This window comes from Amnibacterium endophyticum, from assembly GCF_042680685.1.
Classification (GTDB): Bacteria; Actinomycetota; Actinomycetes; order Actinomycetales; family Microbacteriaceae; genus Amnibacterium; species Amnibacterium endophyticum.
On the sequence record NZ_JBHUEA010000017.1, the window covers coordinates 43,916 to 68,302 of the forward strand.

The 24,387-nt window shown below is 74.1% G+C and carries 23 protein-coding genes; 8 read left to right on the top strand and 15 right to left on the bottom strand.

Annotated features, from left to right (window positions below):
* Positions 1-36: 36 nt before the first annotated feature.
* On the bottom strand, positions 37-1,071 hold the full coding sequence (gene hrcA, locus ACFSBI_RS11510) for a heat-inducible transcriptional repressor HrcA (RefSeq protein WP_377935042.1): 1,035 nt from the start codon (positions 1,069-1,071) through the stop codon (positions 37-39).
* A gap of 138 nt (positions 1,072-1,209) precedes the next feature.
* On the opposite strand from hrcA, the gene ACFSBI_RS11515 reads away from it, so the two are divergent.
* From ACFSBI_RS11515 to ACFSBI_RS11525, 3 genes are read left to right on the top strand one after another with little or no spacing between them, the layout of a single operon-like run.
* Positions 1,210-1,620, top strand: coding sequence for a DUF4870 domain-containing protein (locus ACFSBI_RS11515; RefSeq protein ID WP_377935044.1), 411 nt, complete (start codon positions 1,210-1,212; stop codon positions 1,618-1,620).
* Positions 1,621-1,640: 20 nt separating this feature from the next.
* Positions 1,641-2,000 (top strand): DUF4870 domain-containing protein, encoded by a 360-nt coding sequence (locus ACFSBI_RS11520; protein WP_377935046.1) that lies wholly within the window; start codon positions 1,641-1,643, stop codon positions 1,998-2,000.
* A 40-nt stretch (positions 2,001-2,040) separates the two neighbouring features.
* A complete protein-coding gene (locus tag ACFSBI_RS11525) occupies positions 2,041-2,418 on the top strand; it encodes a DUF4870 domain-containing protein (protein ID WP_377935048.1) in 378 nt (125 codons plus the stop codon).
* Positions 2,419-2,434: 16 nt separating this feature from the next.
* Here the strand turns inward: ACFSBI_RS11525 and hemW are convergent, their stop codons facing one another.
* The gene (gene hemW / locus ACFSBI_RS11530) at positions 2,435-3,664 is read right to left on the bottom strand and encodes a radical SAM family heme chaperone HemW (protein ID WP_377935050.1); all 1,230 of its coding nucleotides are present in this window, start codon (positions 3,662-3,664) and stop codon (positions 2,435-2,437) included.
* Positions 3,665-3,700: 36 nt separating this feature from the next.
* Here hemW and ACFSBI_RS11535 point away from each other — a divergent pair, with 36 nt between their 5' ends.
* The gene (locus ACFSBI_RS11535) at positions 3,701-4,369 is read left to right on the top strand and encodes an HAD family hydrolase (protein ID WP_377935052.1); all 669 of its coding nucleotides are present in this window, start codon (positions 3,701-3,703) and stop codon (positions 4,367-4,369) included.
* Positions 4,370-4,411: 42 nt separating this feature from the next.
* Here the strand turns inward: ACFSBI_RS11535 and ACFSBI_RS11540 are convergent, their stop codons facing one another.
* Genes ACFSBI_RS11540 through lepA form a run of 3 tightly spaced genes read right to left on the bottom strand, consistent with a single transcriptional unit; the run spans position 4,412 to position 7,379 of the window.
* Positions 4,412-4,930, bottom strand: a complete 519-nt coding sequence (locus ACFSBI_RS11540) for a DUF1990 family protein (RefSeq protein ID WP_377935054.1) — start codon at positions 4,928-4,930, stop codon at positions 4,412-4,414.
* Positions 4,927-5,538 (bottom strand): DUF1990 family protein, encoded by a 612-nt coding sequence (locus ACFSBI_RS11545; RefSeq protein ID WP_377935056.1) that lies wholly within the window; start codon positions 5,536-5,538, stop codon positions 4,927-4,929. The genes ACFSBI_RS11540 and ACFSBI_RS11545 overlap by 4 nt, the downstream gene beginning before the upstream one ends.
* The gene (lepA, locus tag ACFSBI_RS11550) at positions 5,535-7,379 is read right to left on the bottom strand and encodes a translation elongation factor 4 (protein ID WP_377935058.1); all 1,845 of its coding nucleotides are present in this window, start codon (positions 7,377-7,379) and stop codon (positions 5,535-5,537) included. The genes ACFSBI_RS11545 and lepA overlap by 4 nt, the downstream gene beginning before the upstream one ends.
* Before the next feature lie 47 nt (positions 7,380-7,426).
* Here lepA and ACFSBI_RS11555 point away from each other — a divergent pair, with 47 nt between their 5' ends.
* Both ACFSBI_RS11555 and ACFSBI_RS11560 read left to right on the top strand, forming a co-directional pair.
* Positions 7,427-7,906 (top strand): NUDIX hydrolase, encoded by a 480-nt coding sequence (locus tag ACFSBI_RS11555; RefSeq protein WP_377935060.1) that lies wholly within the window; start codon positions 7,427-7,429, stop codon positions 7,904-7,906.
* 90 nt (positions 7,907-7,996) lie between these two features.
* Positions 7,997-10,117 (top strand): RecQ family ATP-dependent DNA helicase, encoded by a 2,121-nt coding sequence (locus ACFSBI_RS11560; RefSeq protein ID WP_377935062.1) that lies wholly within the window; start codon positions 7,997-7,999, stop codon positions 10,115-10,117.
* Positions 10,118-10,126: 9 nt separating this feature from the next.
* Here the strand turns inward: ACFSBI_RS11560 and ACFSBI_RS11565 are convergent, their stop codons facing one another.
* Complete coding sequence (locus tag ACFSBI_RS11565; RefSeq protein ID WP_377935064.1) at positions 10,127-11,257, bottom strand: pyridoxal phosphate-dependent aminotransferase; 1,131 nt, start codon at positions 11,255-11,257, stop codon at positions 10,127-10,129.
* 144 nt (positions 11,258-11,401) lie between these two features.
* Here ACFSBI_RS11565 and rpsT point away from each other — a divergent pair, with 144 nt between their 5' ends.
* Positions 11,402-11,662 carry a 30S ribosomal protein S20 gene (rpsT, locus tag ACFSBI_RS11570; RefSeq protein WP_377935066.1) on the top strand — a complete coding sequence of 87 codons (261 nt, stop codon included), beginning with the start codon at positions 11,402-11,404 and terminating at the stop codon, positions 11,660-11,662.
* Between the two features lie 215 nt (positions 11,663-11,877).
* Here the strand turns inward: rpsT and ACFSBI_RS11575 are convergent, their stop codons facing one another.
* The 5 genes from ACFSBI_RS11575 to leuS all read right to left on the bottom strand — a co-directional run bounded on the left by ACFSBI_RS11575 (position 11,878) and on the right by leuS (position 20,272).
* Positions 11,878-13,731 (bottom strand): helicase HerA-like domain-containing protein, encoded by a 1,854-nt coding sequence (locus ACFSBI_RS11575; RefSeq protein WP_377935070.1) that lies wholly within the window; start codon positions 13,729-13,731, stop codon positions 11,878-11,880.
* Between the two features lie 61 nt (positions 13,732-13,792).
* Positions 13,793-14,815, bottom strand: a complete 1,023-nt coding sequence (gene holA / locus ACFSBI_RS11580) for a DNA polymerase III subunit delta (RefSeq protein WP_377935072.1) — start codon at positions 14,813-14,815, stop codon at positions 13,793-13,795.
* 9 nt (positions 14,816-14,824) lie between these two features.
* The gene (locus ACFSBI_RS11585) at positions 14,825-17,035 is read right to left on the bottom strand and encodes a ComEC/Rec2 family competence protein (protein ID WP_377935074.1); all 2,211 of its coding nucleotides are present in this window, start codon (positions 17,033-17,035) and stop codon (positions 14,825-14,827) included.
* Entirely contained in the window at positions 17,032-17,643 is a 612-nt protein-coding gene (locus ACFSBI_RS11590) for a ComEA family DNA-binding protein (RefSeq protein WP_377935076.1), read from the bottom strand. The genes ACFSBI_RS11585 and ACFSBI_RS11590 overlap by 4 nt, the downstream gene beginning before the upstream one ends.
* Before the next feature lie 91 nt (positions 17,644-17,734).
* A complete protein-coding gene (gene leuS, locus ACFSBI_RS11595; RefSeq protein WP_377935078.1) occupies positions 17,735-20,272 on the bottom strand; it encodes a leucine--tRNA ligase in 2,538 nt (845 codons plus the stop codon).
* A 173-nt stretch (positions 20,273-20,445) separates the two neighbouring features.
* Here leuS and ACFSBI_RS11600 point away from each other — a divergent pair, with 173 nt between their 5' ends.
* Positions 20,446-20,991: a DedA family protein gene (locus tag ACFSBI_RS11600; protein WP_377935080.1), complete on the top strand. Its 546-nt coding sequence runs from the start codon at positions 20,446-20,448 to the stop codon at positions 20,989-20,991.
* A 72-nt stretch (positions 20,992-21,063) separates the two neighbouring features.
* Here the strand turns inward: ACFSBI_RS11600 and ACFSBI_RS11605 are convergent, their stop codons facing one another.
* Genes ACFSBI_RS11605 through ACFSBI_RS11620 form a run of 4 tightly spaced genes read right to left on the bottom strand, consistent with a single transcriptional unit; the run spans position 21,064 to position 24,383 of the window.
* Positions 21,064-22,032, bottom strand: a complete 969-nt coding sequence (locus ACFSBI_RS11605; RefSeq protein WP_377935082.1) for an ABC transporter substrate-binding protein — start codon at positions 22,030-22,032, stop codon at positions 21,064-21,066.
* A 7-nt stretch (positions 22,033-22,039) separates the two neighbouring features.
* The gene (locus tag ACFSBI_RS11610; protein ID WP_377935084.1) at positions 22,040-22,858 is read right to left on the bottom strand and encodes an ABC transporter permease; all 819 of its coding nucleotides are present in this window, start codon (positions 22,856-22,858) and stop codon (positions 22,040-22,042) included.
* A complete protein-coding gene (locus ACFSBI_RS11615; protein ID WP_377935086.1) occupies positions 22,783-23,475 on the bottom strand; it encodes an ABC transporter permease in 693 nt (230 codons plus the stop codon). The genes ACFSBI_RS11610 and ACFSBI_RS11615 overlap by 76 nt, the downstream gene beginning before the upstream one ends.
* Positions 23,475-24,383 (bottom strand): ABC transporter ATP-binding protein, encoded by a 909-nt coding sequence (locus ACFSBI_RS11620; RefSeq protein ID WP_377935088.1) that lies wholly within the window; start codon positions 24,381-24,383, stop codon positions 23,475-23,477. Before ACFSBI_RS11620 ends, ACFSBI_RS11615 begins: the two co-directional genes overlap by 1 nt.
* Positions 24,384-24,387 lie beyond the last annotated feature (4 nt).

The following is a 24,387-nucleotide window of genomic DNA, read 5'->3' on the forward strand; positions in this document are numbered from 1 at the left end:
GGGACGTGCGGGGCCGCCTCGCGGCGGCGGGTCGGATCACTCCTCGCCGAGGAGTCTGGAGAGGTAGCGGGCGACGGCGCGGATCGCGCCGATGTTGCCCGAGTAGTCCATGCGGGTGGGCCCGAGCACCCCGATGCGGGCGAGCCCGCCGGCCTGGGAACGGTAGCCGCCCGCGAGGATCGACGCCTCCGCGAGGCCCTCGGAGGGGTTCTCGCGGCCGATCGAGACGGACACGCCCCGCCCGTCGAGCTCCATCTCGCGGAAGAGGCGCAGCAGCACCACCTGCTCCTCGATCGCCTCGAGGACGGGGAGGATGCTGCCCGGGAAGTCGCGCTCGGTGCGCGCGAGGTTGGCGGCGCCCGCCATGACGAGCCGGTCCTGCCGACGGTCGTCGACGGCCTCGGCGAGCGCGGCGCCGATCCGGTCGAGGACGCCCCGGCGCGCCGGCGGCAGCGCCTCGCCCACCGCCGCGAGCGCGGGCGGGACGTCCGCGATGAGCCGGCCCACCAGCGTGCCGTTGATCCGGGCGCGCAGGTCGGCGAGCGCCTCGTCGTCCAGCTGGTCCCGGTGCTCCGGCGCGAGCTCGACGACGCGCTGGTCCACGCGGCCGGAGTCCGTGATGAGCACGACGAGCAGGCGGGCCGATGACAGCAGCACGAGCTCGACGTGCCGGACGTAGGAGCGGGGCACGACCGGTACCTGCACCAGCGCGACCTGGTTCGTCAGCTGGGCGAGCACCCGGACGGTGCGGCCGAGCAGCTCGTCGAGGTCGACGCCGCCCTCGAGGAACGCCCGGATCGCGACCCGCTGCGCCGGGCTCAGGGCCCGCACCTCGGCGAGGTGGTCGACGAAGAGGCGGTAGCCCTTGTCGGTCGGCACGCGCCCGCTGGAGGTGTGCGGCGCAGCGATCAGGCCGTCCTCCTCGAGCGCCGCCATGTCGTTGCGGATCGTCGCGGCCGAGACGCCGAAGGCATGCCGATCCACGATGGTCTTCGAGCCCACCGGCTCGCGCGAGGCGACGTAGTCCTGCACGATCACGCGCAGCACCTCCAGCCCCCGCTCCGAGACCATCCCGCTCCCTCCGCTGGCACTCCCCGATCCTGACTGCCAATCGTACCGAAGGGGCTCCGGCCTCTGGCGCGACCGGTCCGCGGATCGCTACCCTGAGCGTCACCCGAAAGGACCGCCGAGCGCGACGAGGAGGGCACGATGTCGGCCCCGTCCCCTGCCAGGCCGCCGCTGTCCGACGCCGACGAACGCCTCTACGCCTCCCTCGCGCACTTCGGCAACATCGTCGGCTTCCTGCCGTCGCTGCTGGTCCTCGTGATCCTCGGCGGCCGCGGCGCCTTCGTGCGCAGCGAGTCGCGGGAGGCGCTGAACTTCTCGCTCACGGCGCTGATCGCCTGGGTCGGGCTCGCGATCCTCGGGCAGATCCTCGATCTCGTCGGCCGCGCGCTGCCCGTCGCCGTCGCCCTCGTGCCCGACCTGCTCGGCTTCCTCGTCGGCCTCGCCCAGCTCGCCGTCTGGGTCGTGGTCGTCGTGCTCTCGATCATCGCCGGGCTGCGCGTGCAGCACGGCGGCGGCTACCGCTATCCCATCGCCCTGCGCCTCGTGCGCTGAACCGGAAGAGGACCACACCCATGTCGTACGAGCAGTCCACGGCGCAGCCGCTGACGCCCGAAAACGAGCGGCTCTACTCGACGCTCATCCACGTGGGCGGCATCGTGATCGGCGTGATCTCGCCGATCATCGGCTACCTGCTGCTGAAGGACCGCGGCGTCTTCGTGCGCGACAACGCGCGGAACGCCCTGAACTTCCAGATCACGATCACGATCGCCGCGGTCGTCGCGTACATCCTGACGGCCATCTCGTTCGGCATCCTGTTCTTCCTGCCGCTCGCGGTCGCGGTCGTGAACGTGGTGTTCTCGATCATCGCCGCGGTCGCCGCGAACCGGGGCGAGGTGTACCGCTACCCGCTCACCATCGCGTTCGTGAAGTAGCGGCACGCGCCGCGAGGCGCCCGACCAGGAGGAGACCCCCGTGACCGATCCAGCACCCGCGGCGCAGCCGCTGACGCCCGAGAACGAGCGGCTGTGGGCGGTCATGTCCCACGTCTCCGCGCTCGTCGGGATCGTGGTCGGCGTCGGCACGATCGGCTGGCTCGGCCCGCTGATCATCTTCCTCGTCTTCAAGGACCGCAGCCCCTTCGTCCGGCAGCAGGCGGCGACCACCCTGAACTTCCAGATCACGATGGCGATCGCGAGCGTGATCGCCATCGCGCTCTGGATCGTGCTGGTCGGCTTCCTGCTGACCGCGGCGATCTACGTCGTGACCATCGTGTTCTCGATCATCGCGGCGGTCTCCGCGAACAAGGGGCGGCCGTACACCTACCCCCTGTCGTTCCCGATGATCCGCTGACGCGGGAGGAGCACCCTCAGGCGACGGGCAGCAGCCGGCGCACCACCGCGTCGGCCAGCAGGCGCCCGGGCCGCGTCAGCACGACCCGTCCCGCGAACGCCGCCGCGGGGTCGACGAGCCCGTCGGCGATCAGCCCCGCCACCTGCCGGCGCCCCTCGGGCGCGAGGCGGGACACGGGGAGCCCGTCGACCAGGCGGGTCTCGAGCAGCACCCGCTCCACGTCCCGCACGTCGGGGGCGAGCGTCTCGCGCCCCGCCGCCGGCGACCGCCCGGCGACGAGCCGCTGCGCGTACGCCGCGGGGTGCTTCACGTTCCACCAGCGGACGCCGCCCACGTGGCTGTGGGCGCCCGGGCCGACGCCCCACCAGTCCTCGCCGGTCCAGTAGGCGAGGTTGTGCCGCGAGCGGTGCGCGTCGCTGCGCGCCCAGTTGCTCACCTCGTACCAGCGCAGGCCCGCCTCGCCGAAGCGCTCGTCCGCGAGGTCGTACATGTCGGCCTGCAGGTCGTCGTCGGGCTCCGGCACCTCGCCGGACCGGATGCGGCGGGCGAGCGCGGTGCCGTCCTCCACGATCAGCGCGTAGGCCGACACGTGGTCGGGCTCGAGCGCGAGCACCGCGTCGAGGCTCGTGCGCCAGTCGGCCAGCGACTCCCCCGGCGTCCCGTAGATGAGGTCGAGGCTGACCTGCAGGCCCGCCTCCCTCGCCCACCCCACGACCTGCGGCACCCGTTCCGGGTCGTGGGTGCGGTCGAGCGTGCGGAGCACGTGCGGGACGGCGGACTGCACGCCGAAGGAGACGCGGGTGAAGCCGGCGTCGGCGAGCAGCCTGAGGCCGGCGGCGTCGATCGAGTCGGGATTCGCCTCCGTCGTCACCTCGGCGCCGTCGGCGAGCCCGAAGCGGTCGCGGACGGCGCCGAGCATCCGGGCGAGGTCGTGGGCGGGCAGCAGGGTCGGGGTGCCGCCGCCGAAGAACACCGTGCTCGCGGGGCGCTCCGGCAGCCCGCTGCCCGCGAGGACCCGCTGCGCGAAGGCCAGCTCCGCCTCGGCGCGGCCCGCGAAGTCCTCGCGGCGCTCCCCGCGCAGCTCGCCGGCCGTGTACGTGTTGAAGTCGCAGTAGCCGCAGCGGACGCGGCAGAAGGGCACGTGCAGGTAGACGCCGAAGCGGCGGTCCGGGGCGCCGTCCCGCGCCGATGCCGGCAGCAGGCCGTCCTCGGGCGCCGGGTCGGCGATCGGCAGGGCGCTGGGCATGACGACCCCATCGTCCCAGCCCGGGAGGATGGACGCGTGCGCATCGTGCTCTGGGACGTCGACGGGACCCTGCTGTACAACTCGGCGAAGGCCGGGACCTTCTACCACGACGCGATCCGGCAGGTCGCGGGCGTCGGACCGGCGCCGGGCGAGCCGCACGCGGTGGAGCACGGGAAGACCGACGCCGGGATCGTGCTCGAGCGCCTGACGCGGTGGGGCGGCGACCCCGCCTACCGCGAGGCGGTCTCCCGCCGGCTCGACGAGCTGTCGGACGCCTACCTCACCGACGCCGCGCGCCGCACCGCCACGGCCGGCGTCGACGACGCGCTGCACGCCGTCGCGGGCGCCGGGTGGACGAACGGCCTGCTCACCGGCAACTCCCGCCATCGCGCGCAGGTCAAGCTGCAGGGCGCGGGCGTCGACGTCGACGCCTTCGACTGGGACCGCTCGTTCTTCGGCGACCGGACCCCGGTGCGCTCGGACCTCACCGCGACGGCGCGGGACGCGCTCGACGGCGCCGCGGCGGTGATCCTCGGCGACACCCCGGCCGACGGTGCGGCGGCCGACGCGGTCGGCTTCCCGTTCATCGCGGTCGCGACCGGCGCGTACGACCAGGAGGCGCTGCGGGCCACGTCCGCGGTGCTCGTGATCCCCGACCTCGTCGAGGGCCTCCCCGCCCTCCTCGAGACGCTGACGGCGCTCTGACCGGTTCCGTTTTGAAGGTGATCCGGCTGCGCCGGATCACCTTCAAAGCGGAACGGCGAGGGCCTCGAGGTAGCGGGTCGTGTACCGCGCCTGGAACGTGCGGCCGACGAGCGGCGCCAGCGAGTACGGGAAGGCGGGCCGGGACAGCGCGCGCAGCTCGAGGACGCAGCGGCCGCGCTCGCGGCGGACGACGAACGACTCCTCGCCGACCTCCGGGTGCCCGCGCAGCGTGCCGTAGACGAAGCCGATCGCGTCCGGCCCGTCGAGCACCCGCACCACGCGCACGGGCGCCGCGACCTCGAGGCGGACCGCACCGAGCCGCAGCAGCGGGATCGCGACCCGCGCCTCCAGCCCCTCCTCGACCCGCCTCGCGTCCCGGCTGGACGGGTCGCGCACGGCGATGCCGCTGCGCCGCTGCACGGCCCAGTCGAGCACCGCGGCGCCCTGCCGTTCGAAGACCTCCGCCGGGCCGACGTCCGCGGTGCGCCGCAGCGCGCGGAACCCGACCGGCACCGCGTCGGTGAGCACCGCTCCGGTCGCGAAGCGGTACGTCGGCGTCATGCCGCGTTGGAGGGGTGCAGCGCGCGCACGATCCGCTCGTCCAGGCGCTTCAGCCGCGTCGCGGTGAGCCGTGCGGCCGGGCTGAAGCGGCCGCCGGAGGAGGCCCAGACGGTGCGCAGCACGGTCCAGACGGCGTCGTCGTCGGCGTGCTCGACCTGCAGGTACTGCTCCATGCAGGCCGCGTGACCGGGCATCGAGCCGAACGCGAAGCCCGTGCGGCCGGGCTCCTCCACCACGGTCACGACCTTGACCGGCCCGGCCCAGGCCGCGGCGTCCGCGGAGGTGATGGTCGCCGTCATCCCGGGGGTCACCCACGGCGTGCCGTCGTCGAGGAAGCGCGGCGCGTCGGTGCGGCTCGCGTCGTCCGCGCGCACGTCCTCCACGCCGAACCCGGCCGCGCGGAGCGCGCCCCAGGTCATCAGCGAGCGCACCGCGGTCTCGAAGCGGTGCGCGCCGCTGCCGAGGCGGTGCCGCTGCTCCGCCGCCGCGAAGCCGGCCGGCGGGTAGGCGACGACGTCCGGCGAGACGCTCGCGCCGAGCGCGGTGTAGTTGAGGCCGGGCACCGCCTGCGCGGCGGTGGACCGGCGCGCAGGGCCCTGCGCGCTCACTTCTTGGCAACCTCGGTGTCCCCGGAGAGCGCCGCGATGAACGCCTCCTGGGGCACGTCGACCCGTCCGATCGTCTTCATCCGCTTCTTGCCCTCCTTCTGCTTCTCGAGCAGCTTGCGCTTGCGGGTGATGTCACCGCCGTAGCACTTCGCCAGCACGTCCTTCCGCATCGCGCGGATCGACTCGCGGGCGATGATCCGGGCGCCGATCGCGGCCTGGATCGGCACCTCGAACTGCTGGCGCGGGATCAGCTTCTTCAGCCGCTCCGTCATCAGCACGCCGTAGGCGTACGCCTTGTCGCGGTGCACGATCGCGCTGAACGCGTCGACCCGCTCCCCCTGCAGCAGGATGTCGACCTTCACGAGGTCGGCGGTCTGCTCCCCCACCGGCTCGTAGTCGAGGCTCGCGTAGCCGGCGGTGCGGCTCTTCAGGTTGTCGAAGAAGTCGAACACGATCTCGCCGAGCGGCATCGTGTACGTGATCTCCACGCGGTCCTCGGACAGGTACTCCATCCCCTGCAACGATCCCCGACGGCTCTGGCACAGCTCCATCACCACGCCGACGTAGTCCTTCGGCGTGAGGATCGCCGCCTTCACGACCGGCTCCCGCACCTCGGCGACCTTGCCGACCGGGTACTCGGACGGGTTCGTGACCGTGACCTGCTTGCCGTCGTCGGTCGCCACCTCGTAGACCACGCTCGGGGCGGTGGCGATGAGGTCGAGCCCGAACTCGCGCTCCAGGCGCTCGGTCACGATCTCGAGGTGCAGCAGGCCGAGGAAGCCGCAGCGGAAGCCGAAGCCCAGCGCGACCGAGGTCTCCGGCTCGTAGACGAGCGCCGCGTCCGACAGCTTCAGCTTGTCGAGCGCCTCGCGCAGCTCGGGGTAGTCGGAGGCGTCGATCGGGTAGAGGCCGCTGAAGACCATCGGCTTCGGCTCGGTGTACCCGGCGAGCGGCTCGGCCGCCGGCTTCACCGCCGTGGTGACCGTGTCGCCGACCTTCGACTGGCGCACGTCCTTCACGCCGGTGATCAGGTAGCCGACCTCGCCGACCCCGAGGCCCTTCGTCGGCACGGGCTCCGGCGAGGAGACGCCGATCTCGAGGACGTCGTGGGCGGCGCGCGTCGACATCATCTGGATCCGCTCGCGAGGGTTCAGCTTCCCGTCGACCATGCGCACGTACGTGATGACGCCGCGGTAGGCGTCGTACACCGAGTCGAAGATCGCCGCGCGCGCGGGCGCCGCGGGGTCGCCGGTGGGCGGCGGGATGCGCTGCACGACGCGGTCGAGCAGCGCCTCGACGCCCATGCCGGTCTTGCCGCTGACGCGGAGCACGTCGGCCGGGTCGCCGCCGATCAGGTTCGCGAGCTCCTCGGCGTACTTCTCCGGGTCGGCCGCGGGCAGGTCGATCTTGTTCAGCACCGGCACGATCTCGAGGTCGTTCTCGAGCGCCAGGTACAGGTTCGCGAGCGTCTGCGCCTCGATGCCCTGGGCGGCGTCGACCAGCAGGATCGCGCCCTCGCAGGCGGCGAGCGATCGGGACACCTCGTACGTGAAGTCGACGTGGCCGGGCGTGTCGATCATGTTCAGCGCGTACGCGTCGCCGCCCACCTGCCACGGCATGCGGACCGCCTGGCTCTTGATCGTGATGCCGCGCTCGCGCTCGATGTCCATCCGGTCGAGGTACTGCGCCCGCGCGTCGCGGTCCGACAGCACGCCCGTGATCCCCAGCATCCGGTCCGCCAGCGTCGACTTGCCGTGGTCGATGTGGGCGATGATGCAGAAGTTGCGGATGCGAGCCGGGTCCGTCGCGGCGGGCTCGAGAGGCGTCTGGGCACGGGGCATGGCGCCGACAGTCTCCCATCGAAGACGCCGCGGGTAGCGTCGGACGCGTGCCGACCCCCGACTTCGTCCTGCAGCTGCGCGAGCGAGTGGGGAACGCGCCCCTCTGGCTGACCGGCACGACCGCGGTCGTGCTCCGCGGGGAGGAGGTGCTGCTGGTGAAGCGCGCCGACAGCGGCGACTGGTCGCCCGTCGCGGGCATCGTCGAGCCGGGCGAGCACACCGCCGACACCGCCGAGCGCGAGGTGTGGGAGGAGGCGCGGGTGCGGGCCGTGGTCGAGCGGCTGGCCGCCGTCGGGGTCACGGAGGAGTACGAGTACCCGAACGGCGACCGCACCCGGTACACCGACCACACCTACCGCCTCCGCTGGGTGTCGGGCGAGCCCGAGGTCGGCGACGACGAGTCGACCGCCGTCGGCTGGTTCCGCCTCGACGACCTGCCGCCGATGCCGGAGCGGTACGCGCAGCGCATCGCCCGCGCGCTCGAGGACCGCGCCGACACGATCCTCGTCCGCGGCCCCGAGGCCTGACGCGCTTTCATCTTGTAGGCGGATCGCGTCGTCACGACGAGATCCGCCTACAAGATGAAGCTGTCGGAGGCGGGTGGCACGGTCGGGCGCATGACCGACCTGCGGACCGACACCCGCGCCGCCGCGCTCGACGTGCTCCGCTCGCTCGTCGGGCGGGACGACGCCGACTTCCACGACGGCCAGTTCGAGGCGATCTCGGCGATCGTCGACGACGCCCGCCGCGCGCTCGTCGTGCAGCGCACGGGGTGGGGGAAGTCCGCCGTCTACTTCGTGGCGACGAGGCTGCTGCGGCAGCGCGGCGCCGGGCCGACGCTGCTCGTGTCCCCGCTGCTCGCGCTGATGCGCGACCAGGTCGCGGCCGCCGCCCGGGCCGGCGTGCGGGCGGCGTCCATCGACTCCGCGAACCCGCACCTGTGGGACGGAGTCCGGGCCTCGCTCGACGCGGACGAGATCGACGTGCTGCTCGTCTCGCCCGAGCGCCTGAATAACCCCGACTTCCGCGACACGCAGCTGCCCGCCCTGATCGAGCGCACCGGCCTGATCGTGATCGACGAGGCGCACTGCATCTCGGACTGGGGCCACGACTTCCGCCCCGACTACCGGCGGCTGCGCGAGCTGGTCGCCGTGGCCGGCGCCACCCCGGTGCTCGCGACCACCGCGACGGCGAACGGGCGCGTCGTGGACGACGTGGCGACGCAGCTCGGAGCCGACGACGTGCTGACGATCCGCGGCCCGCTGGCCCGTGCGTCGCTCCGGCTCGGCGTGCTGCGGACGCCGGACCAGGCCACCCGGCTCGGCTGGCTGGTCGAGCACCTGCGCGACCTGCCCGGCTCCGGCATCGTGTACGCGCTCACGGTCTCGGCGGCGGAGGACACCGCGCGGCTCCTGCGCGAGGCCGGCTACGACGTGCTCGCCTACACCGGGCGCACCGAGAACGCGGAGCGCGAGTCGGCCGAGCAGGCCCTCAAGGACAACCGGGTCAAGGCGCTCGTCGCCACCAGCGCGCTCGGCATGGGGTTCGACAAGCCCGACCTCGGCTTCGTGGTGCACCTCGGCGCCCCCTCCTCCCCCGTCGCCTACTACCAGCAGGTCGGCCGCGCCGGCAGGGCGACCGCCTCCGCCGACGTGCTGCTGCTGCCCGGCGCGGAGGACGAGGCCGTCTGGCAGTACTTCGCGACCGCGAGCATGCCGACGCAGGAGCGGGCGGCCGCGGTGCTGGCCGAGCTGGACGCGGAGCGCCCGATCTCGACGCCGGCGCTCGAGGCGCTCGTGGACGTGAAGCGCAGCCGGCTCGAGCTGCTGCTGAAGGTGCTCGACGTCGACGGCGCCGTGCGGCGCGTCCGCGGCGGCTGGGTCGCCACCGGGCGGCCGTGGGCCTACGACGCGGAGCGGTACGAGCGGATCGCGGCCGCGCGACGGGCCGAGCAGCAGCACATGCTCGACTACGAGGCGCTGCCCGCGGGGCCCGACGGCTGCCGGATGCAGTTCCTGCAGCGGGTGCTCGACGACCCGACCGCGGCGCCGTGCGGCCGCTGCGACTCCTGCGCCGGCGCGTGGTTCCCGAGCGACGTCTCGGGCGGCGCGGCAGGCGCGGCCGGGGCCGCGCTGACCCGGGTCGGGGTCGCGATCGAGGCGCGGAAGCAGTGGCCGAGCGGTGCGGACGCCCGCGGCCTGCCCGTGAAGGGGAACATCGCGCCCGGCGAGCGGCCCGAGGAGGGCCGGGCGATCGCCCGGCTCACCGACCTCGGCTGGGGCGGTCCGCTGCGCCGGCTGCTCGACGCCGGCGCGCCGGACCAGGAGGTGCCGCGCGGCCTCGTCGACGCCGCGGTCGCGGTGCTGCGGGACTGGGACTGGGCGGCCCGGCCGGTCGGGATCGTCGCGATGCCGTCGTCGGCGCACCCGCTGCTCGTCGGCTCGACCGCTCGGGCGCTGTCCGAGATCGGGCGGCTCCCGCTGCTCGGGTCGCTCGAGGCGACGGGCGAGGGGGCACCGGGCGGTGGAGGCGGCGCCAGCCTGGCGCGGCTGGCCGGCGTGTGGGACGCGTTCCGGGTGCCGGACGCGCTCCGCGAGCGGCTCGAGGGCCTGGCCGGTCCCGTGCTGCTCGTCGACGACGCGGCGGACAGCCGCTGGACCTTCACCGTGGCGGCTCGCCTGCTGCTGCGGGCCGGCGCGCCGGCCGTGCTGCCCTTCGCGCTCGCGCTCCGCGCCTGACCGAGCGGGTCACCGAGGGGCGGGGAGGCGGGACAGGCCCTCGAGGAGGGTCGCGCGGTCGGCCGCGACGCAGACGCGGATCCAGCCCTCGCCGGCCGCCCCGAAGGCGCTGCCGGGCGCGACGGCGACCCGCTGCTCGAGCAGGAACCGCTCCGCCCAGCCCGCCACGCCGCCGTCGGACGCGTGCGACACGTCGATCCAGAGGTAGAAGGCGCCCTGCGGCCGCAGGTAGCCGATGCCGCGGTCGTCGAGCAGCGCCGTCGCGGCCTCGAGGTGCTCTCGGTAGCGGTCGGCCGCTGCCCGCACCGCGTCCTGCGGCCCCGTCAGCGCCGCGATCGCCGCACGCTGCGCGGGCGTGTTCACGCAGCTGATCAGCGCCTCCTGGAAGTTCCGGAGCACGTCGCCGCGGCCGGGCGGGGTCACCAGGTACCCGACCCGGCCGCCGGTCAGCGCGTAGGTCTTCGAGAACGAGCGCACCGTGAGGGTCCTCGCCGGGTCGAACCGGGCGGGCGGCACGTGCGGGGCGCCGTAGGTGAAGGCCTCGTACACCTCGTCGGAGAGGACCCAGAGGTCGTGGCGCTGCGCGAACGCGACGAGGTCGGCCACCACCCGCTCGGGGAACACCACGCCGAGCGGGTTCGACGGCGAGTTGACGATGATCGCCCGGGTCCGCGACGTGACGAGGGCGTCGAGGTCCGCTGCCTCGGGCAGGAACCCGCGGGCCGCCTCCAGCCGGTAGGGCACCGGCGTCGCGTGCAGCATCCGCGGCGCCATCGTGAAGGTGGTGTACCCCGGGTCCGGCACGAGCACCTCGTCGCCCGGCGACAGCACCAGGCCGAGGGCCAGGAAGATCGCCTCCGTGCCGCCCGGCGTGACCCACACCTGGTCGGGCCCCGCGTCGAACCCCTCCAGCCGCGAGGCGATCGCGGACCGCAGCTCGATCAGCCCGCCGTTCGCGGTGTAGTCCGTCTCGTCCGCGAGCCAGGCCTCGCTCGCCGCCGCGAGCACGTGCGGCGCGACCGGCACGTCCGGCTCCCCGACGGCGAGCATGAGCACGTCCGGCAGGGTGATCGCCAGCTCGTGGACGCGGCGGATCCCGCTGCCGGGGACGGCCAGCGCGTTGGACGTGAACGACGGCACGGGGACATCCAACCGCCGTCGCGGCGCCGCAGGCGGGCTGGTAAGGTACTCGTCGGCTTTCGGGCGATCATGTGCGTCCCCGCACGGGCCCCCGTCGAGGCGGCGCACCGCCTCCCCCATCGAGCGAACCGCAGGAGCATCCGCATGGCCAACATCAAGAGCCAGATCAAGCGCATCGCGACGAACCAGAAGGCGCAGGAGCGCAACAAGGCCGTCAAGAGCGAGCTGAAGACCCACATCCGCGCCGTCCGCACCGCGGTCGCCGCCGGCGACAAGGACAAGGCCGGCAGCGCCCTCGCCCTCGCGGCGAAGAAGCTGGACAAGGCCGCCTCGAAGGGCGTCATCCACAAGAACCAGGCCGCGAACCGCAAGTCCGCGATCGCCAAGCAGGTCGCCGCGCTCTGAGTTCATGGGCTTCGACGCGCGAGCGCTCCGAAGCCGTGTCGCGTCGCCGTGCTGAGGCGCGCGGCGAGCTGCGACCTCGTGCCTCACGAAGGGCTGTCCGCATCGGCGGGCGGCCCTTCCGCCGTCCCCGGGTGATCTCGGCAGGCTCGATCGGCGGGGAGCTCGATCGGCGGGAGGGTCGGCGGCGTCGTGGGGCGGGATCGCCTCGCCGCGTCTCAGCGGCGGCGGCGGGTCCCGAAGATGCCGCCGATGACGTCGTTCAGGACGCCGCGCGTCGCCCTCGAGTTCAGCACCTGGCCGAGCACGCGCGCGCCGGTCTGGATCTGCCGCTGACGATCGCGGGCAGCGGCCTCGGCGGCGCGCTGGCGATCGCGGGCCTCCTTCTCCGCCTGGCGGCGGTCGGCCGCGTCCTCCCGTTCCTCCCGCTTGCGGTCCGCCTCCCGCTTGCGCGCCTCCGCCGCGGCCTGCCGCTCCGCGGCCACGCGGGCCTTCTCGGCCGCGGCGGCGTCCTTCTCGGCCTGCGCCTTCGCCGCAGCGGCGTTCATCCGCGCCGTCAGGATCTCCGCGGCGCTCTCGCGGTCGAGCGCCTCGCCGTACCGCGCCTGCAGCGGGGAGGCCGCGACGGCCGCCGCCATGGCGTCCTCCGCCATCGGCGACATCAGCGCCTGCGGTGCGCGCAGCCGCGTCCAGGCGACCGGAGTCGGCGCGCCGCGCTCGTTCATCACGGTGACGACGGCCTCCCCGATGCCGAGGGTCGTGAGCACCTCCTCCAGGTCGTACGCCGACCGCGGGTAGGTCTGCACGGTCGCCCGCAGCGACTTCGCGTCATCCGGGGTGAAGGCGCGCAGCTGGTGCTGCACGCGGCTGCCCAGCTGCCCGAGCACCTCCCCCGGCACGTCCTTCGGGGTCTGGGTGACGAACACGATGCCGACGCCCTTCGACCGGATCAGCCGCACGGTGCGGATCACCTGGTCGAGGAAGTCCTTCGACGCGTCGGCGAACAGCAGGTGCGCCTCGTCGAAGAAGAACACCAGCTTCGGCTTGTCGGCGTCCCCGACCTCGGGCAGGTCGTTGAACAGGTCCGCGAGCAGCCACATCAGGAAGGTGGAGTACAGCCGCGGCTTGTCCGCGACACCCGGCACCTCGAGCAGGCTGACGATCCCGCGGCCGTCCGGCGCGGTGCGGAGGAACTCAGCGGTGTCGATCTCCGGCTCGCCGAAGAACGCGTCCGCGCCGCCGTCGGCGAAGCCGATCAGCTCGCGCAGGATGACGCCGATGGTCGCGGGAGAGATGCCGCCGAGGCCGGCGAGGTCCGCCTTGCCCTCGTCGCCCGACAGCCACTGCAGCACCGCACGCAGGTCCGCGAGGTCGGCGAGCGCGAGGCCGTGCGCCTCCGCGTAGTGGAACACGAGCGCGAGGCTCGACTCCTGCGTGTCGTTCAGCCCGAGGGCCTTCGACAGCAGCAGCGGGCCGAAGCCGGCGACCGTCGCGCGGATCGGCACCCCGGTGCCGGCGCCACCGAGTGAGAAGAACTCGACCGGGAAGGACGTCGCGCTCCAGTCCTGCCCGATCGCCGCGGTCCGCGCGGTCAGCTTCGGGCTGGAGGCTCCCGGAGCGCCGATCCCGGACAGGTCGCCCTTGATGTCCGCCGCGAAGACCGGGACGCCGTGCGCGGACAGCTGCTCGGCGAGCGCCTGCAGCGTGCGCGTCTTGCCGGTGCCGGTGGCGCCGGCGACGAGGCCGTGCCGATTCAGCATCGCGACCGGGATCCGGATCTGCGCATCGGGCACGGGTGCGCCGTTCATCAGCGCGCCGAGCTCGAGCGCCGCGCCCTCGAAGGCGTAGCCGTCGCGGATGCGGGCGACCTCGTCGTCGTCGAGCGGGCCGGAGGTCTCGGCCGCGCGCGCCGGGGCGGCGGGCGGGATCGCCGCCTGCGCCGCTGCGGCGGCCGCGGCCGCCGCCTCCTGCGCCCGCTGCAGGGCGACCCGCGCCTCGGCCTGCAGCCGGGCCGCCTCCGCCGCGGCGTCCTCGGCAGCTCGCCTCGCCTGCTCCACCGCGTCGTCGCTCACGCGCCGATCCTCGCACCGCACCCGGTGTCGCGCATCGCGGGCGCGGGCGGCGGCGCGGGGATCAGGGCTCGCCGCGGCTCGCGAGGAAGGTGAGCAGGCGCTCGACCGCGAACTCGGGGTCGCGTGCGCCGCCCTTGACGCGCTCGTCGGTCCGAGCCGTCATCACGATGGCCCGGCCGACCCCCTCGGGACGCCAGCCCTGCGCGTCGCGCCGCGCGCGGTCGACCTGCCAGGGCGCCAGCCCGTGGTCCGACGCGACCTGCGCCGCCGACCCGTGGGCGTCGAGCACCTTCGCCATCGCGCGCAGCTTGGCGGCGATCGCGGCGACGATCGGCACCGGGTCCGCGCCGGTCGAGATCGCGTGCCGCAGCAGCACGAGCGCGTCGCCGCGGCGGCCCGCGAGGGCTGCGTCCGCGACCGCGAACGCGTCGGTCTCCATCCGCCCCGCGTAGTAGGTGCGGACCGTCGTCTCGCCGATGTCGCCGGTCACGTCGACGATCAGCTGGCGGCAGGCGGCTGCGAGCTCCGCGAGGTCGGCCTGGAACGCCGACACGAGGATGCGGAGGGCCCCCGGGCTGATGCGCCGCCCGGCGGCGCGGAACTCGGCGGCGGCGAACGCGGACCGGTCCGCATCGCGCTTGACCTCCGCGCAGGGGATCTCGATGCCGCCGCCCGCCCCGCTGCGGACGGCGTCGAGCAGCTTCTTGCCGCGCTGGCCGCCCGCATGCCTGAGCACGAGCGTCGTGTCGTCGGCCGGCGCCTCGAGGTAGCGGAGCGCCTCGGCCTGGAACGACTCGGCCAGCCGCTCGACGGAGGTCACCCGGATCAGCCGGGGCTCGCCGAAGAGCGACGGCGACGCGAGCGTGACGAGGTCGCCGGGCGCAGCCGACGACGCGTCGAGGTCGCTGACCTCGACGCTCGGATCGGCGGCGACGAGCGCGTCGCGGATCGCCCGGATCGCCCGCTCGGCCAGCAGCTCCTCCGGCCCCGACACGAGGACGACCGGGGCCGGACGCGCCGCCGACCACTCGACCTGCGGGATCTTCGACTTCGTCGCCCTCGTCGAGGCGGCGCGAGCGGGCATGGATCGAACCTACTTCGCCGGCGTCCACACCGCCGCGGTGACGGGGTGCTCGGTCCACAGCCGCAGCCGCCCGTCCCGCTGCCCGACGAGCACCATCCCGTCCTGGTCGGTGCGCACGGGGGCCGTGCCCGTGCTGCGGAGGATGTCGAGCAGCCGGGCGGTCGGGTGGCCGTAGTCGTTCCCGGCTCCCGCCGACACGATCCCGAGCGCCGCGCCCGCTGCGGCGTAGAACCGCGGGCTCTGATCGGCCGAACCGTGGTGGGACACCTTGACCACGTCGACCCGGGGCAGCGGCCCGAGCGCCAGCAGCGCGTCCTGCGCCTCCTCCCCCAGGTCGCCGGTCATCAGCACGGAGGGCCCGGGGCCGGTCACGGCCAGGGTGATGCTCGCCGGGTTGCCCGGCTCGACGCCGCCGAGGGGTCGAGGCGGCCAGAGGACCTCGAGCCGGAGCGCCCCGACCCGCGCGACGTCGCCTCGACCGGCTTCCTGGACGCGCGCCCCCGCGGCGCGCAGGGCGCTGAGCGCGCGGACCTGCTTGCCGCCGTCCGCCGGCCCGACGAGCGCCGTGGCCACCCGCGGAGCCACGGCGTCGGCGGCGCCGACGTGGTCGTCGTCCCAGTGCGTGAGCACCAGCAGGTCGATGCGACGGACGCCGAGCCGGTCGAGGCAGCCGAGGATCGCGCCGGGCTCGCGCCCGGTGTCGACGACGGCGAAGCGTCCCGCGCTCGAGAGCACGAGCCCGTCGCCCTGCCCGACGTCGCAGGCGGCGAGCGTCCAGTCCGTCGGGGTGCCGACGGATCGGCCGACGCCGCCGCCGACGACCGCGCCACCGAGCGCCAGGACCGCGGCGCCGACACAGGTTGCTGCGGCCAGCCGGATCCGGTTCGCCGTGCGGCGCCGCAGCGCGAGGATCCCGAGCACCGTGAGCAGGGCGGCGAGCGCGGCGCCGGCGAGGCCCGGCAGCCACCCGAGCTGCGGCAGGGCGCCGATGACGCGGGCGACCGCCGCGATCCAGGCGGCGGGCACCCACGCCAGCAGCGCCAGCCCGGCCGCGAGCGCAGGGACCGCGGGCGCGAGCAGGCAGGCGCAGAGCCCGAGGACGGTCGCGACCGGTGCCGCGGGCTCTGCCAGCAGGTTCGCGAGCACGCCGAGCACCGGGATGCCCGGCTGCAGCAGCACCAGGACGGGCTGGCACGCCGCCTGCGCGGCGACGGGGACCGCGAGCAGCAGGGCGAGACGCGGCGGCATCACCCGGGCGAGGCGCTCGGCGAGCGGCGGGGCGAGGAGCAGCAGCCCCGCCGTCGCCGCGACGCTGAGCACGAAGCCGGCGCTCCAGGCGATCCAGGGATCGAGCAGCAGCAGGACCGTCGTCGTCAGCGAGAGCGCAGCGGCCCCGGCGGTCCGGCGCCCGGCGACGACGCAGCCGAGCCCGATGCCGGTCATGACCGCCGCGCGCACCACCGACGGCTGCGGGGTGACGAGCACGACGAAGCCGGCGAGCGCCGCCCCGGCGAGCGCGGTGCGGGCGGCCCGCGGGAGCCGCGCCTGCGCACCGAGCGCGAGGACGGCGAGCACGACGACCGCGCAGTTCGCGCCCGAGACCGCCGTGAGGTGCGTGAGCGACGCGTCGCGCATCGCCTGCAGCAGGTCGCGCCCGACCCGACGGGTGTCGCCGATGGCGAGCCCGGGCAGGAGCGCCCCGCCGTCGCCGGGCAGGCCCGCCGTCAGCGCGGCGAAGCGGTCGCGGAGCGCCTGCGCGGCGGCCTCCCACGGCGGGGCGGGCGCGAGCACCCGCAGGCGCCCTCGGACGGAGCCGAGCACCGCCGACGCGTCGGCGGGCGGCGCCCGCCGGAGCACGACCACCGCCGCCACCGCGGTGATCGTGCCCCGGAGCACCGTGCGGGAGGCGGTCGCCCCGGTCGAGGCGACGCGCACGGTCGCGGTGACCCGGCGCCCGGTCTCGAGGCCGGGCGGATCCCGCTCCGCCTGACCGACGAGGGCCGCGCCGGCGACGAGGCCGACGAGCACCGCGCCCGCGACGACCAGGTGCGCGGCCCTGCTCCGGGAGCGGCGGGCGACCGGGAGCGCGACCGCCGCGACGACCGCCGCGACCGCGAGCAGCGGTGCTCCGGCGCCGGGGACGGCCGTCGCGAGCAGCGCGGCGCCCCACACGGCGGTCGCCGGCAGCAGCAGCCCGGAGCGGACGAGTCCCGGGCTCACAGCGTCACCGCGTCCCGCAGCCCGGCGAGGGTCTTCGGGCCGATGCCGCCGACCTCGCCCAGCTCGTCGACCGAGCGGAACGGCCCGTGCGCCGTCCGGTAGGCGACGATGCGCTGCGCGAGCGCGGGGCCGATCCGCGGCAGCGTCTCGAGCTGCTCGGCGGTCGCGCTGTTCAGGGCGACCGTGCCGGCGCCCGCTCCGGCCGCCGCGCCGCCGGGCCCGCTCGCGGTTCTCGGCGCGGCGCCCCGAACGGGTACGACGACCTGCTGCCCGTCGACCACCGGCGCCGCGAGGTTCACCGCGCCCTGGTCCGCGCCTGCGGCCGGCCCGCCGGCAGCGGCGACGGCGTCGATGGTGCGGCTGCCGGGTGGCAGCGACACGAGGCCGGGTCGGCGGACCGCGCCCGACACGTGCACCAGCAGCGGCGTGGGCTCGGGTGCCGGAGGCCGCTCGACCGCGACGGCCGGCACCGACGTCTCGCTGCCCGCCGCACCCGCGGACGCCAGCGCCACGGCGATCGCGAGCACGACGGCCCCGCCCGCGACCGCGACCACCGCGACCAGGCGCCGCCGCGGCCCGCTCGCGAACCGGCGCTGCAGCGGATCCACGCCGCGACGCTAGGGAGGCGCGGTGCGGCGCCGGGCCGTCAGGCGGCGCGGATCCGGGACTCGGCCGGATCCGCGCCTGGGGAGGAGCGGATCACTCCGTCGCGATGCTCACGACCTTCGGCGCGCGCACCACGACGCGGGCGATGCGCCGGGTGCCGACCGTGCGCCGCACCGCGTCGGACGAGGTCGCGAGCCGCTCGAGGTCCTCCGCCGTGATCTTCGGGGACACGTCGAGCCGGTCGCGCACCTTGCCGTCGACCTGCACGATCGCGGTGACGGACTCCTCGACGAGCAGCGTCGGGTCCGCCTTGCGCCAGCCGTGCAGGGCGACCGACGGTGCGTAGCCCAGCCGCTCCCACATCTCCTCCGCCGTGTAGGGCGCGAAGAGGCTGAGGGCCAGCGCGATGGTCTCGACGGCCTCGCGCACGGCCCCGTCGGCGGGACCCGCGTCGCCGTCGACCGCCTTGCGGACGGCGTTCGTCAGCTCCATGATCCGTGCGATCAGCACGTTGAACTTGAACGTCTCGGCCAGGCCCGGCGCGTCGGCGAGGAAGCGGTGCGTCTGGCGGCGCAGCGCCGCGTCGCCGGTCGCCCAGACGACGTCGGGGCTGCTCGTGACCTCGGTCGCGAGCCGCAGCGCGCGGTTCAGGAACTTGACCTGACCGCCCGGCCGCACGTCCTCCCAGTCGATCGTGTCCTCGGGCGGCCCGGCGAAGGCCATCGTCAGCCGGATCGCGTCGACGCCGAAGCGCGCGAGCTCGTCACCGAGGTCGACGCCGCCGCGGCTCTTCGACATCTTCTGGCCGCCGGCCAGCACCATGCCCTGGTTCAGCAGGGCGCTGAAGGGCTCGGTGAAGTGCACGAGGCCGAGGTCGAACAGCACCTTCGTGATGAAGCGGGAGTACAGCAGGTGCAGGATCGCGTGCTCGACGCCGCCCACGTACTGGTCGACGGGCGCCCAGGTGTCGGCGGCCGCGGGATCGAACGCCCGCTGGTCGTCGGTCGCCGACAGGAAGCGCAGGAAGTACCAGGAGCTGTCGACGAACGTGTCCATCGTGTCCGCGTCGCGCCTCGCGGGCGTGCCGTCCACCGGGTTCGGCACGTTCACCCAGTCGGTCGCCGCGCCGAGGGGCGAGGTGCCCTTCGGCTTCAGGTCGAGCCCGGCGGTGTCGGGCAGCACGACCGGCAGCTGGTCCTCGGGCACCGGGATCTCGGTGCCGTCCGCCCCGTGGATGATCGGGATCGGGGTGCCCCAGAACCGCTGCCGGCTGATCAGCCAGTCGCGGAGGCGGTAGCTCTTGGCGGCGCGACCGGTGCCCGCGGCCTCGAGGTCCTTGATCATGCGGGCGATCGCGTTCGCCTTGGACATCCCGTTCAGCGGGCCGGAGTTGACCATCCGGCCCTCGCCCGTCAGCGCGATGCCGGTCTTCGCCGGGTCGACGGTCTCGATGTCGGGCAGCTCGCCGTCCGGGGGGATGACGGGGATCACGCCGGTGACCGGCTGGAAGGTGTCCACCACCGTCTTCACGGGCAGGTCGAAGGCCCGGGCGAAGTCGAGGTCGCGCTGGTCGTGGGCGGGCACGGCCATGATCGCGCCGGTGCCGTAGTCGGACAGCACGTAGTCCGCGCTCCAGATCGGCAGCCGGTCGCCGTTGACGGGGTTGATCGCCCAGCGCCCGAGCGGCACGCCCGTCTTCACCCGGTCGGCGGACAGCCGCTCGACCTCGGTCGTCGACTGGACGCGCGCGAGGTAGGCGGCGAACGGCTCCGCGAACTCGGCGGGCTGGCCCGCGATCAGCTCCGCCGCCAGGTCGGAGTCCGGTGCGACCACCATGTAGGTCGCGCCGTGGAGCGTGTCCGGCCGGGTGGTGAACACGGAGATCGGCTCGTCACGGCCCTCGACGCGGAACTCCACCTCGGCCCCGTTGCTGCGGCCGATCCAGTTCCGCTGCATCGCGATGACCTTGGCGGGCCAGGTGCCCTCCAGCTGCTTCAGGTCGTCGAGCAGCCGGTCCGCGTACTCCGTGATCCGGAAGTACCACTGCGTCAGCTTCTTCTTCTCGACGACGGCGCCGCTGCGGTCGCTCGTGCCGTCGGGCAGCACCTGCTCGTTCGCCAGCACCGTCTGGTCCACCGGGTCCCAGTTGACCCAGCTGTCCTTCCGGTACGCCAGGCCCTTCTCGTACAGCTTGAGGAACAGCCACTGGTTCCAGCGGTAGTACTCGGGGTCCGAGGTGTGGAGCTCGCGGCTCCAGTCGAAGCTGATGCCGTACCGCTCGAACGACGCCTTCTGCGTCGCGATGTTCGCGTAGGTCCACTCCTTCGGGTCGACCCCGCGCTTGATGGCCGCGTTCTCGGCGGGCAGCCCGAAGCTGTCCCAGCCGATCGGGTGGAGCACGTTGAAGCCGCGCTGCCGCCAGTAGCGGGCGACGATGTCGCCGAAGGCGAACGCCTCCGCGTGCCCCATGTGCAGGTCGCCGGAGGGGTACGGGAACATGTCGAGGATGTACTTGCGGGGGCGGGTGTCGCCCTCCCGGTCCGTGCGGAAGAAGTCCCCCTCGCGCCAGATCGGCTGCCACTTGTCCTGCAGCTGCGAGAAGGTCGGCAGCTCGTCGGGGGTCTCGGCCATGGCGTTTCCTCAGGTGGTCGTGCAGGGACAGCCGCCCAGCCTACGGGGCGGGCGCCTACGCTGAAGGTCACGCTCGACCCGCGAAGGAGCGCCCGCTGGACGCCTGGCTGACCGCCCTGCTCGACGGGATCGCGGGGCTCGGGGCGTGGCGGTTCGTCCTCGCCTTCGTCGGCATGTTCTGCGAGACGTCGCTGTTCATCGGGCTGCTGGTGCCGGGCGACACGGTCGTGCTGCTCGCCTCGTCCGGCAACGACGGGTGGGGGCAGTGGGGCCTCATGCTGGCCGCCGTCGTCGTCGGGTCGCTCGCCGGCGAGAGCGTGGGCTGGGCGATCGGCCGCTTCTTCGGCGAGCGCCTGCGGCTGAGCCGGATCGGGCGGCGCATCGGCGAGCGCCAGGTGCTGCGGGCGCAGCGCTGGATGGATCGGCGCGGCGGGGTCGCGATCCTGCTGTCGCGCTTCCTGCCGATCATGCACGCGCTGATGCCGGTCACGGCCGGTGCGGGCGGGTTCCCCTACGGCCGGTTCATGGCGTGGACCACACCGGCCTGCGTCGCCTGGGCGCTGCTCTACGTCTCGGTCGGCACCGCCGCGGGCTCCGGCTACCGGCAGTTCGTGGGCCAGGTCCACAGCGTCGGGTGGATCGTGCTCGGCGCGCTGGTGCTCTTCCTCGTGGCCGTCGCGCTCGGCAAGCGGCTGCTGCACCGCGTCGACGAGCGCTGAGCCGGGCCGCAGACGGCCGATGCCGCCTCCCGGGGACGGGAGACGGCATCGGCCGCGTGCGGGCGGGGCGGATCAGCCCAGGTCCTTGTCCTTCAGCCACTGCTCCGCGGCGGTCGACGGGTCGGTCTTGTCGGCGCCCTGCACCTCGCGGTTCAGCTGGAGCAGGTCCTTCGTCGTCAGCTGCTGCGACACGGCGTTCAGCGCCTGGCCGACCTCCTCGGACGCCTTCGACTTCGACACGAGCGGCACGATCTGCTGCGACGCGAAGAGGTTCTTCGGGTCGGTGAGCGTGACGAGGTCGTTCTCGGCGATCGACGGGGTCGTCGAGTAGATGTCGGCGACCTGGACCTGACCGCTCGTCAGCGCCTTCAGCGTCGTGTTGCCGCCGCCGTCGTTGATGGCGCGGAACTTCACGTTGTCCAGGCCGTAGACCGACTTGAGGCCCTTGATGCCGTCCGGCCGCGTGGCGAACTCGGGGTTCGCCGCGAGGGTGAAGGAGTCGAGCTTCTTCAGGTCGCCGATCGAGGTCAGGCCGTTCTTCTTCGCGAACTCCTGCGTCACGTTGAGCGAGTCGGAGTCGGCCGCCTGGGCCAGCTCGTACGCGGTCGCGTTCAGGGAGCCGACCTGCTGGTCGATCGCCTGCTTGACGGCGTCGCCGCTCTTCGCGTTCGCGCTCTGGTCGAGGTACGACAGCAGCGAGCCCGCGTACTCCGGGATCAGGTCGATCTCGCCGTTCTTCAGCGCCGGCAGGTAGGCGTCGCGGGCGCCCGCGGACTTGTACGTGATGTCGTAGCCCTTGGCTGCCAGCGCCCCGCCGTACAGGTGGGCGAGGATCTCGTTCTCCGGGAAGTTCGCGAAGCCGACGACGAGCGACTTGTCGCCGCCCGCGGCGCTGCTGCCGCTGGAGGAGGCGGACGGGGCGGACGTGGCGCCGATGCTGCCCGAGCTCGCGCAGCCGGCGAGGCCGAGCACGACGGCGGCGGTGGCCGCGGCGGTGCCGAGGACGCCGCGGCGGGTGAGGCCCTTGCGGATGATGGACATGGTGCGTTCAGTTCCCTTCGGGTGCGGGTGCCCGGGTCGGAGCGACGCGGCTGCGTCGGCTCCGTGCTGTGGTGCGCTCCGCGCCGCGGGACACCCCGCGCGGTGCGGCCGCCCGCTCGACGACGGCCAGGATGCCGTCGACGAGGAGTGCGAGGACGGTGACGAGGATCGAGCCGGCGACCACCTGGACGTAGTCGCGGCTCGCCTGGCCGCCGATGATGAACAGGCCGAGCGAGACGAGGCCGACCTGCGAGACGAGTGTCACCGAGGCGATGATCTGCAGCACGGTGCTGCGCAGGCCGCCGAGGATCAGCGGCGCCGCGAGCGGCAGCTCGACGCGCAGCAGGATCTGCCACTCGGTGAAGCCCATCGCCCGGGCCGCGTCGATCGTCTGCCGGTCGACGGCGGCGAGCCCGGAGTAGGCGCCGGCGAGCAGGGGCGGGACGCCGAGCAGGACGAAGACGAAGACCGCGGGCCCGATGCCGAGCGTGAAGGCGATGAACAGCAGCGCGAGCAGGCCGAGCGTCGGGAAGGCCCGGACGACGTTGGCGACGACGACCGCGTAGCGCGTGCCGCGGCCGGTGTGCCCGATGTAGAGGCCGATCGGCAGCGCGACCAGCGCGACCACGAGCACGCTGAGGCCGGTGAGCAGCAGGTGCGCGCCGAGCGCGTCGAGGATGCCGGGCCCGAAGTTCACCGACGCCCAGTTGGCCGGGTCGAGGATCCACTGGACCGCCTGCACGAACAGCATCAGGCGGCCCGCCCCTCGGTCGCGGCGGCCCGGACCGCCCGCCGCCTGCGCCGGGTCGAGGTCGCCGCCTGCCACGGCATCAGCAGGCGGCCGAGCAGGGTCAGCACGACGTCGAAGACCGCCGCGAGCAGCAGCACCAGCACGATGCCGACGAACGCCTCGAGCAGGAAGGCGCGCGACTGCGCGTCGGTGAAGAGGGTGCCGAGGTTCTGGATGCCGATCAGCGCGCCGATCGTGGCGAGGCTGATCGTGCTCACGCTGACGACCCGGACGCCGGCGAGCAGGACCGGCCCGGCGAGCGGCAGCTCGACGCGCCAGAAGCGCTGCGCCGGCGAGTAGCCCTGCGCGACCGCGGACTGCCGCACCTCCGGCGACACCGACGAGAAGGCGTCGGTCGCCGAGCGGACCATGAGCGCGACGGCGTAGATGAGCAGGGCGAACACGACGTTGCGCGAGTCGAGCAGCGGCAGGCCGAGCGTGACCGGCACGAGGATCACGAGGGCGAGGCCGGGGATCGTGTAGAGGATGTTGCCGCCGGTCAGCAGCACCGCGCGCGCCACCCGCGAGCGGGAGGCGAGGTAGCCGAGGGGCACCGAGACCACGAACCCGATGACGATGGCCGGGACGCATTGCGCGACGTGCGCAGCGGTGTACGAGGCCAGGTCGTCGAGATGGCTCAGCACCCAGTCCATCAGGCGTCCCCCGCCTGGTCCGTCTTGTTCGAGACGCTGCGCGACTTCGGCCCGGCGCCCGCGGCGGCGAGCTCCAGCCTGCCGCCGGGCGCGCTGACCAGGCCCGCCGGGTAGCCGGTGCCGTCGACGAGCAGCACGTCGTCGCCGTCCCCGTCGCGCTCGGCGGTGAGCCGGCGCTTGCCGCGCTTGGCCCCGATGAAGTCCGCGACGAAGTCGTCGGCCGGGCGCGCGAGGATCTCCTGCGGCGTGCCGATCTGCGCGACGATCCCGCCGCGTCTCAGGATCACGACCTGGGTGCCGAGCAGGAACGCCTCGTCGATGTCGTGCGTGACGAAGACGACGGTCTTGCCGAGCTCGCGCTGCAGCCGCAGCAGCTCCTGCTGCAGCTCGTCGCGGACGAGCGGGTCGACGGCGCCGAACGGCTCGTCCATGAGCAGGATGTTCGGGTCCGCGGCGAGGCCGCGGGCGACGCCGACGCGCTGCTGCTGGCCGCCGGAGAGCTGCGCGGGGTACCGCTTCGCCATGGAGCGGTCGAGCCCGACGACGTCGAGCAGCCCGAGCGCCGCCTCGCGCGCGGCGGCCTTCGGTGTGCCGGTGAGGATCGGCACGGTGGCGACGTTGTCGACGACGGTGCGGTGCGGCAGCAGGCCGGAGTTCTGCATCACGTAGCCGATGCGCCGCCGCAGCTGGACGGGCGGGATGTCGGAGACGTTCTCGCCGTCGATGAGGATCTCGCCGCCGGAGGCGTCGACCATGCGGTTGATCATCCGCAGCAGGGTCGTCTTGCCGCAGCCGGACGAGCCGACGAAGACGGTCGTGGACCGCGACGGGATCGTCAGCGAGAAGTCCTCGACGGCGGTCGTGCCGTCCGGGTACGTCTTGCGGACATGGCGGAACTCGATTCCCACAGGC